The organism is Streptomyces sp. NPDC059477 (assembly GCF_042749375.1).
Lineage (GTDB): Bacteria > Actinomycetota > Actinomycetes > Streptomycetales > Streptomycetaceae > Streptomyces.
The window spans coordinates 24659-33621 of the sequence record NZ_JBHYUG010000071.1; the positions used below are offsets into that span (position 1 = coordinate 24659).

Annotated in this window: 8 protein-coding genes; 5 read left to right on the forward strand and 3 right to left on the reverse strand. The window is 71.0% G+C overall.

The window, feature by feature from the left end:
• Positions 1 to 201: 201 nt before the first annotated feature.
• On the forward strand, positions 202 to 2778 hold the full coding sequence (locus ACFXAZ_RS28570; RefSeq protein ID WP_384597044.1) for an FHA domain-containing protein: 2577 nt from the start codon (positions 202 to 204) through the stop codon (positions 2776 to 2778).
• Positions 2779 to 2956: 178 nt separating this feature from the next.
• Here the strand turns inward: ACFXAZ_RS28570 and ACFXAZ_RS28575 are convergent, their stop codons facing one another.
• From ACFXAZ_RS28575 to ACFXAZ_RS28585, 3 genes are all read right to left on the reverse strand, one after another.
• Complete coding sequence (locus tag ACFXAZ_RS28575; RefSeq protein ID WP_384597045.1) at positions 2957 to 3781, reverse strand: transglycosylase SLT domain-containing protein; 825 nt, start codon at positions 3779 to 3781, stop codon at positions 2957 to 2959.
• A 297-nt stretch (positions 3782 to 4078) separates the two neighbouring features.
• A complete protein-coding gene (locus ACFXAZ_RS28580) occupies positions 4079 to 5197 on the reverse strand; it encodes an S-adenosylmethionine:tRNA ribosyltransferase-isomerase (RefSeq protein ID WP_384597047.1) in 1119 nt (372 codons plus the stop codon).
• Entirely contained in the window at positions 5194 to 5892 is a 699-nt protein-coding gene (locus ACFXAZ_RS28585; protein ID WP_384597049.1) for an SDR family NAD(P)-dependent oxidoreductase, read from the reverse strand. The genes ACFXAZ_RS28580 and ACFXAZ_RS28585 overlap by 4 nt, the downstream gene beginning before the upstream one ends.
• A gap of 215 nt (positions 5893 to 6107) precedes the next feature.
• Between ACFXAZ_RS28585 and ACFXAZ_RS28590 the strand changes: the two genes are divergently transcribed.
• The 4 genes from ACFXAZ_RS28590 to ACFXAZ_RS28605 all read left to right on the forward strand — a co-directional run bounded on the left by ACFXAZ_RS28590 (position 6108) and on the right by ACFXAZ_RS28605 (position 8854).
• The gene (locus tag ACFXAZ_RS28590; RefSeq protein WP_384597051.1) at positions 6108 to 7253 is read left to right on the forward strand and encodes a GAF domain-containing sensor histidine kinase; all 1146 of its coding nucleotides are present in this window, start codon (positions 6108 to 6110) and stop codon (positions 7251 to 7253) included.
• The gene (locus ACFXAZ_RS28595) at positions 7246 to 7887 is read left to right on the forward strand and encodes a response regulator (protein ID WP_384597053.1); all 642 of its coding nucleotides are present in this window, start codon (positions 7246 to 7248) and stop codon (positions 7885 to 7887) included. Before ACFXAZ_RS28590 ends, ACFXAZ_RS28595 begins: the two co-directional genes overlap by 8 nt.
• A 210-nt stretch (positions 7888 to 8097) precedes the next feature.
• Positions 8098 to 8343: a chaplin gene (locus ACFXAZ_RS28600; protein WP_382690922.1), complete on the forward strand. Its 246-nt coding sequence runs from the start codon at positions 8098 to 8100 to the stop codon at positions 8341 to 8343.
• A 271-nt stretch (positions 8344 to 8614) separates the two neighbouring features.
• The gene (locus ACFXAZ_RS28605; RefSeq protein ID WP_384597055.1) at positions 8615 to 8854 is read left to right on the forward strand and encodes a chaplin; all 240 of its coding nucleotides are present in this window, start codon (positions 8615 to 8617) and stop codon (positions 8852 to 8854) included.
• Positions 8855 to 8963: the final 109 nt, after the last annotated feature.

Sequence of the window (8963 nt, forward strand, 5' to 3'; positions counted from 1 at the left end):
GCAGACCCCCCGATCCGCTGCGCGGCACAGCGCCACGCATGTCCCCCTCGCCTGGAATACCACTCTCCGGGGCGGTTTCAACCCCGTCAACGACAAAGCCTCGATGCGCCCCCGCGCCGCCCGCACAAGGCCCGACTTTCGGTCAGGGGGGCGCTCCTGAAATAGTTCCCCCCGATGTTCGACATCCCTAGACTCCCTGCGATGGGGGAAAAATCGGGGGACAACTCAGTGGGGCATGGAGTGCCGGAACTCGTACTGGAATCAAACGGACGGACCTGGACGCTCGACCCGTCCAGGCCCTACACACTCGGGCGCGATCCGCAAGGGGACGTCGTGTTCGACGACGCCAGGGTCTCCTGGCGGCACGCCACGGTCAGCTTCAACGGCCGTAGCTGGGTCATCGAGGACCACGGCAGCACCAACGGCACCTTCGTCCAGGGGCAGCGAATCCACCAGTTGGAGATCGGCCCCGGTTCATCGGTGCACCTGGGCAACGCGACCGACGGTCCGCAGGTCAAGCTCTCCGGCGCGGCGGCCGTGGCACAGCCGCAGCAGCCGCACCAGCAGCCGTACGCGGCACAGGGCGCCCCGGGCGGGCAGGCCGCGCAGCCAGGCTGGGCCCAGCAGCACGCACCGCAGGCCCAGGCCGGTTGGCAGCAGGCGGCGCAGGTCCCCCAGCAGCAGGGGCAGGCCCCGCAGCGGCAGGGGCACGCCCCGCAGGGACCCGGTGGTGCCGCGGGGGCGCCGCCGGTCTACGGCGACCGCAGCCCCACCACGTTCCACCAGTTCGCGCTCGGCCGGGTCATGCGCATCGGCCGCGCGCTGGACAACGACCTGGTGGTCTCCGACCTCCAGGTCTCGCGCCACCACGCCGAGTTCCACTCCATGCCCGACGGCCGCATGGAGATCCGCGACCTCGGCTCCCACAACGGCACCTATGTCAACGGCCAGCCGATCACCAAGGGCGGCGCCCAACTGCTCGGCCCGGCCGACATCGTGGGCGTCGGTCACTCCACCTTCCGGATCGTCGGCGACCGCCTGGAGGAGTTCGTCGACACCGGTGAGGTGTCCTTCTCCGCCCGCCATCTGACCGTCACGGTCGACGGGGGCAAACAGATCCTCAAGGACGTCTCCTTCGGCGTCCCGGAGAAGTCGCTGATCGCCGTCATCGGCCCGTCCGGCTCCGGAAAGTCCACCCTGCTCAAGGCGCTGACCGGTTACCGTCCTGCCAATCAGGGCGAGGTCCTGTACGACAACAGGAACCTTTACAAACAGTTCGCCGAGCTGCGCCAGCGCATCGGCCTGGTCCCGCAGGACGACATCCTGCACAAAGAGCTGACTGTAAAGAAAGCTCTCAAATACGCGGCCAAGCTGCGCTTCCCCGCCGACACCACCGGCGCCGAGCGCGAGGCCCGCATCGATGAGGTGCTGCGCGAGCTGAAGCTCGACCTCCACAAGGACAAGAAGGTCACCTCCCTGTCCGGCGGCCAGCGCAAGCGCGTCTCCGTCGCCCTGGAACTGCTCACCAAGCCGTCGCTGATCTTCCTGGACGAGCCGACCTCGGGTCTCGACCCGGGCATGGACCGCGATGTCATGCAGCTGCTGCGCGGCCTCGCCGACGACGGCCGCACGGTCCTGGTCGTCACCCACTCGGTGGCCGAGCTGGCCCTGTGCGACAAGCTGCTGGTGATGGCGCCGGGCGGCGCGGTCGCCTTCTTCGGCCCGCCCGAGGAGGCGCTGAACTTCTTCGGCTACGACACCTGGGCCGATGTCTTCTCCGCCTTCGAGAACTACCGCGACTACGACTGGGCGGGCCGCTGGAAGGGCTCGCAGCACTACCAGATGTACGCCGCGGACATCGACGCCGTCGCCGCACAGGCCGTACAGATGCCGGCCATGCAGGCGATCAGGCCGCCGAAGCCGCAGGGCTGGATGTCACAGTGGATCACCCTGGTGCGCCGCTACACCTCGGTGATCGCCTCCGACAAGGGCTTCCTTGCCCTGATGGTGATCCTCCCGGCCGTCCTCGGCGCGGTCAGCATGCTGATCGACCCGGACAAGGGCCTGCTCCCCAACGCGCCCAACGCGCAGGGCCGGATCGTCCCCAACGGCACGGCGACCACGGTCCTGCTGATACTCGCCGTCGGCGCCACCTTCGCGGGTGCCGCGAACTCCGTCCGTGAGCTGATCAAGGAACGGGTGATCTACGAGCGGGAACGCGCGACCGGCCTGTCCCGCTCGGCGTATCTGATGTCCAAGGTGTTCGTGCTCGGCGTGATCACCGTGTTCCAGGGGCTCATGGTCGGCGTGATCGGTTTCTCCCGCCGCGAGATCCCCGCGGAGGGCCTGATCATGGGCAGCGCCACCATGATCGAGCTGTCCCTGCCGATCATGGCGCTCGGCTTCACCTCGATGATGTTCGGCCTGGTCATCTCGTCCCTGGTGAAGACCTCCGAGAAGACCATGCCGCTGCTGGTGATGTTCGCGATCGTCCAGGTCGTCTTCACGGGCTGTCTGTTCGCCCTGAACGGTGCCGTCGGCGTCAACCAGTTCTCGTATCTGATGCCGTCCCGCTGGGCGGTCGGCGCGGCCGGCGCCACGCTGGACTTCAACCGGATCGCCCCGCCCGAGGACGGCGGGCCCGACGACCCGCTGTGGGAGCACACGATCGGCGTCTGGGGCATGGACATGGCCGCCCTGCTCGTCCTCGGTGTGATCTGCGGCTTCTTCGTCGCCCGCTTCCTGCGCCGCCACGAGCCGGAGGTCATGCGCAAGTAGCACCGTCGTACGACGCCGAAGGGCGGCACCCTCATGAGGGTGCCGCCCTTTCGCGCGCGGTCCGAGACCCGCGCCGGCCTCGGCGCGCGCGGGAGCCGACAGACGCGCCGGACGCGCCGGACGCATCGGAATGTGACCGATGTGGCCGACGTGACAAGACGTGCCGGTCCCCGGCGGCTCAGTACGCGCTGAAGACGTTGTCGATCGAGCCGTACCGGTCGGCCGCGTAGTTGGCGGCGGCGACGATGTTGGCGATCGGGTCGTAGATGTTCTTCGACGTACCGGAGACGTGGTACGCCGCGAAGGTCGGCGGGATCACCTGGAGCAGACCCTTGGACGGGATGCCGTTGATGGCGTTGATGTCCCAGTTGTTGATCGCGTTCGGGTTGCCGGAGGACTCCCGCAGGATGTTGCGGTGCAGCCCGTTGTAGCTGCCCGGGATGCCCTTGGATTCCATGATGTCCAGCGACTCACGGATCCAGCCGTCGAGGTTGTTCGCGTACGTCGGCGCGGCGGCCGGCTTGCTCTGCGGGCGCTGGGCGGACCGGCTCGCGGACTGCTGCTCGGCCTTGCGCTCGCCGGCGGCCTTGGCGGCGGCCTGCTGCTTCGCCTCCGTCTTGGCCTTGCGGGCGTCGGCGGCGGCCTCCTTCTTGGCCTGGATGGCCTCGATCTTGACGCTGGCGCCGGCGACCCGGTCGGTGACGCTGGCCCGGACGTCCTTGATCGGCTCGGTCCGGTAGGTGAGCTGCGCGGTGGAGGAGGCGTCCGTGGTGACCGTCTCGCCGCCCGCGGGGACCAGGGTGAAGGCGAGCGTGGCGGCGCTGAGCGCACCGACCCCGGCAAGGGCGAGCCTGCGCTGCTTGGACAGCGCCCGGCCACGAGCGGCGGCACGGGACAGACCGGCCCGACCGGTGTCGGCGGCACGAGACAGACCGGCACGACCGGTCTGGGCGGCAAGACCGGTCCGAGCGGCAAGACCGGAAAGCTTGAAGTTCTTCGGCATGGCGAATGGACCTCTTCGAATAGCGCGGAGGCCGCTCAACGTCCGCCGGAACAGGGGACTGTCCGCGAGAAAGCCACGGGAAAGAACCCGCGGCGCTGAGCGACGGCAGCCATTCTTAGCTGTCGCAAAATCGCCTGGCAAAGGTGTGACGTACGAAGCCGGATAGTGGACCCTAGAAGTGCAAATCGGGACAGACTGGGCCGTCTGTCCCGTTCACGTGGCAGGTCTTGATCTCCTACTCACCTTCGTACGTGATGTGGGTCCTATGTGCGGGGTCACATCGGCGGTGCAACGGTCTCACCAACAGTTGCCGGAGCAACTCCCAGGGTGAGGGTCCTCCTCCGGAAGGAGGAGATGCACGTCCCCGAACTCGTGCCACAGATAGCGCCCGCGCAGCGCCGCCTCGTACCCACGGCCGATCGCCGCCCGCCCCGCGACCGCCTCCAGCATCAGCAGATGCGACGCCTCCGGCTCGTGCAGCCCGGTCAGCAGCCCGTCCACCACCCGCACGCCGCGCTCCGGCGTCACCACCAGGTCCGTCCACCCCTCGGCCGCCCTGACCGTCCCTGCGGGCCCCACGGCGGACTCCACGGCCCGCACGGCGGTCGTCCCCACCGCGATCACCCGCCCACCACCCTCCCGGGAGAGCGCCCCGCGCCCCTTCTTCCCGCCCTTCACGGCGTTGATCAGCCGCGCGGAGACCGCCGGCACCGCGAACCGCTCCGCATAGGGCGGCTCGTGCGCCTCCGTGGACGCCACCCCCGTGTGCAGCGTGACCGGCGCGAACTGCACCCCCCGGCTCACCAGCTCCGCCACCAGCCGCGCGGTGAAGGGCCGCGCAGCGCTCGGCATCTCCGCACTGCCCGCCCCGTCGCCCGCAGGCAGCGCGAACACCGTCTGATACACGGACAGCGGCTGATCCCGCTCCGTATAGGAGTAACGAATCGGCCGCCCGTGCTCCCGCAGCAGCCCCGCCACCTCCGGATCCGACACCCGCGCCCACCACAGCCGCCGCCCGACCGCGCTCACCGGCTCCTCCAGCACCAGCCGCACACCTCCGGGCAGCCCCACCACCGCCCCCTCGGGACCACCCTCCCGCGCGCGTGTGGTGCCCCTGCCGTCCGGATCCCGCAGCTCCACGGCCCACCGCCCGTCATCGCCATGGGTCGAGAAATGCACCACCACGCGCGCGTGCCCGAGGATCCCGTCCATGGCCGCCGCCAGCGTCGGGGACGTGTTCACCACCAGCAGGTCCCCGGCCCGCAGCAGCAGGGGCAGCTCCGCGAACACATGGTGCGAGATCTCGCACCCCTGCGACACCAGCAGCCGTACGGCGTCCCGGCCCAGCCCGGTTCCCCGCTGCTCGGCGGGCACCCGCGCGGACAGCTCCCCGGGAACCCTCAGGGCCAGTGTCACCGCACCCCCTCCAGCAGCGACGGCGCGCTGTAGCGCCCGCTCACCGGACGCTCGTCCAGCAGCCGCAGGAACGCCGGCACCACGGCGACCGGCTCCGGCCGCGGCTCGGTGTCCTGCGGTACGGCCGCCGCGTACAGGTCCGTCGCCATGTCCCCGGGATCCACCGCCCAGACCCGCAGACCGGGCTCCTCGGCGCCCAGCACGGCCGCCAAATGGTCCAGGGCCGCCTTGGACGCCCCGTAGCCGCCCCACGTCTCGTACGCCTCCGCCGCCGCGTCCGAGCTGATCGCGATCACCGTGCCCGCGCCGGAGACCCGCAGCAGCGGCAGCGCCTCCTGCACCAGCCCCAGCGCCGCCACCGCGTTGACCTCCAGCGCCCGCCGCAGCCCCGCCAGCGGCAGCTCCTCCAGCCGCACCAGCGGCTCGGCGCCCAGCGCGCTCGCGTTGCTCACCAGCAGATCGACGCCGCCCAGCCGCCAGGCCGCCGCCACCAGTGCCGCGCGGTGCCCGGCGTCCGTCACATCCCCGGCAAACGCCTCCACGCGCGTGCCGTGCGCCGCCACCGCCCCGGCCGTCTCGGCCAGCACGTCGGCGGTACGGGCGTTCAGCACCAGATCCCAGCCCCGCGCGGCCAGCGCGTCGGCCAGCGCCCGCCCCAGCCCCTTCGACGCACCCGTGATGATCGCAACCGGCATGGCACACGTCCCCTCGTCCTCAACCGCCGTACGGTCCGGCGTGCCCTCACGGTAGGAGCCGCCCCGCACCCTGCGCCTCGGGCGCGAGCCGCAATCCGACGGGGCCCTTCGGCCTACGCCGCCGACCTGCGACCTCAGCCCTAGGTCCGGCGGCCCAGACCAGGGCCATCGCCGGTCCGATCCGCGTTGTCGGACCCCGCCGGTACCGTGAGGTCATGAGTCAAGGCCCCCGGTCCGGCCTCGCCGCGATCAGCGCCGCGCTGCTGGCCATGAGCAGGCACCTGGAGGTGCACGACGTCCTCAAGACGATCGTCGCCTCCGCCCGCGAGCTGCTCGACGCCGAGTACGCGGCCCTGGGCGTCCCGGACGACCACGGCGGCTTCGCCCAGTTCGTCGTCGACGGCGTCAGCGACGCCCAGTGGAAGGCCATCGGCCCGCTCCCGCGCCAGCACGGCGTCCTCGCCGCGATGCTGCGCGACGCCAAGCCGCAGCGCCTGGCCGACGTCCGCAAGGACACCCGCTTCGGCGGCTGGCCCAGCGCCCACCCCGACCTGGTCGACTTCCTGGGCCTGCCCATCCGCGACGGCGACGAGATCATCGGCGCCCTCTTCCTCGCGAACAAGCGCTGCCCCAAACCGGACGGCGGCTGCGGCTTCACCGAGGACGACGAGGACCTCCTCGCGATCCTCGCCCAGCACGCCGCGATCGCCCTGACCAACGCCCGCCTCTACGAGCGCAGCCGCGAACTCACCATCGCGGAGGAACGCTCCCGCCTCGCCCATGAGCTACACGACGCCGTCAGCCAGAAGCTGTTCTCCCTGCGCCTGACCGCCCAGGCAGCCACCGCCCTCGTCGACCGAGACCCGGCCCGCGCCAAGGACGAACTCCACCAGGTGGCCGCCCTCGCCGCCGAAGCCGCCGACGAACTGCGCGCCGCCGTCGTGGAGCTGCGCCCCGCCGCCCTGGACGAGGACGGCCTCGTCCACACCCTGCGCACCCAGATCCATGTCCTGGACCGTGCCCACAGCGCCCGCGTGACCTTCACCGCGCGCGGCATGCGCGCCCTGCCCGCCGCCCAGGAGGAAGCGTTGCTGCGCGTCGCCCAGGAGGCCCTGCACAACGCGCTGCGGCACTCCGGCGCACCCTGCGTCGAGGTCGTCCTGGAGCGCCGTGGCAGCGGCGCCGTCCTGCGCATCCGGGACGACGGCGGCGGCTTCGACCCGCGTACGGTCCGCCGCGCGGGCCGGCACCTGGGCCTGGTCTCCATGCGCGACCGCGCGAGCGGCGTGGGCGGCCGGCTGAGGGTGGAATCGGCGCCCGGCTCGGGCACCACGATCGAAATGGAGGTTCCCGGTGGCTGACGCAATCAGGGTGCTGCTCGTCGACGACCACCAGGTGGTCCGCCGGGGACTGCGTACCTTCCTGGAAGTGCAGGACGACATCGAGGTCGTCGGCGAGGCCGCCGACGGCGCCGAGGGCGTCGCCCGCGCGGAGGAGCTGCGGCCCGACGTCATCCTCATGGACGTCAAGATGCCCGGCATGGACGGCGTGGAGGCGCTGCGCAAGCTCCGCGAACTGAGCCACCCCGCGCGCGTGCTGATCGTCACCAGCTTCACCGAACAGCGCACGGTGGTCCCGGCCCTGCGCGCGGGCGCCGCCGGATATGTGTACAAGGACGTCGACCCCGAGGCCCTGGCCGGTGCCATCCGCTCGGTGCACGCCGGGCATGTGCTGCTCCAGCCCGAGGTGGCCGACGCCCTCATCTGCCAGGAGGATTCCCACTCGGGCCAGGGCAGAGGCGGTTCCCTCACCGACCGCGAGCGCGAGGTGCTCTCCCTGATCGCCGACGGCCGCTCCAACCGAGAGATCGCCCGTGCCCTCGTCCTCTCCGAGAAGACCGTCAAGACCCACGTCTCGAACATCCTGATGAAACTCGACCTGGCGGACCGCACCCAGGCCGCGCTGTGGGCCGTACGTCATGGTGTGGCCGGATAGCAGCCGGTTGGCGACCTCTTGGCAACCCTTGGCGACCAGTTGGCGACCGGTCCGCGGTCGCTCGGTGCGGCAGACCGGAAGGTTCCGTTCCGGGCTGAGATTCATACCGTCGTGGGAATGTCCCCCGGATGGCGCATCCTTCAGGCGGTCCGGCCGTTCTCCATGCGTGCCACGGTGACTGCCGTGGCGATCGCAAGGAGGGCTTGAGAAGTGAAGAACCTGAAGAAGGCAGCGGCCGTGACGATGGTGGCCGGCGGGCTCATTGCCGCCGGGGCCGGAATGGCCTCCGCCACCGACGGCTCGCTGGCGACCGGCAAGGCCGAAGGCTCTCCCGGTGCCGTCTCCGGCAACGTCATCCAGGTCCCGGTGGACGTCCCGGTCAACGCTGTCGGCAACAGCGTCAACGTCATCGGTGTGCTGAACCCGGCGTTCGGCAACCTCGGCGTCAACCACTGAGTGCAGGCCTAGCGCCGCACTGATTTCCGGCCTCCCGGGCGCTCTCCGGGAGGCCGGTCCGCTTGTCGGCGCAGCCCGCCAGAACGCCCAATCCTTTTGTCCGCCATGGAGTTTGTCCGCCATGGGGCGTGTCCACCATCGTTTTGTCCGCCCATTGATCCGAACGGGCAGTTCGACCGGCGCCGCCGTGTCATGCGGAACGCTCCCGCCGTTGATCAGCGCACGACCCGCGGCCGGGTCGGACCCGCAACAGCAGGAGGAAACGCTTCTCATGAACATCGCCAAGAAGGCCGCCGTGGCCCTCACCGTCGCCGGTATCGCCGCCGGTGCCTCCGCCGGTGCGGCGGTCGCCGACGCGCGCGCCGAGGGTCCGGCCGTGAAGTCGCCGGGCGTCGTCTCGGGCAACGCCATCCAGGTCCCCGTCCACGTCCCGGTCAACGTCGTCGGCAACACCATCAACGTCATCGGCCTGCTGAACCCCGCGTTCGGCAACACCGGCGTGAACCACTGACCCCAGCGCGGTCACCCAGGGGGGGGGGCGGGGGCGCGCGAGCGGGGTCCGGGCCCCCCCCCGCCGCCCCCCGGCGGGGGGGCGGGGTCCAGCGCCCGCGCGGAACGGT

Bases quoted from the DNA above. Each gene is read 5' to 3' on its own strand.
- ACFXAZ_RS28575 (WP_384597045.1), bottom strand. From the start codon at position 3,781: ATGCCGAAGAACTTCAAGCTTTCCGGTCTTGCCGCTCGGACCGGTCTT.
- ACFXAZ_RS28590 (WP_384597051.1), top strand. From the start codon at position 6,108: ATGAGTCAAGGCCCCCGGTCCGGCCTCGCCGCGATCAGCGCCGCGCTG.
- ACFXAZ_RS28605 (WP_384597055.1), top strand. From the start codon at position 8,615: ATGAACATCGCCAAGAAGGCCGCCGTGGCCCTCACCGTCGCCGGTATC.
- ACFXAZ_RS28570 (WP_384597044.1), top strand. From the start codon at position 202: ATGGGGGAAAAATCGGGGGACAACTCAGTGGGGCATGGAGTGCCGGAA.
- ACFXAZ_RS28585 (WP_384597049.1), bottom strand. From the start codon at position 5,892: ATGCCGGTTGCGATCATCACGGGTGCGTCGAAGGGGCTGGGGCGGGCG.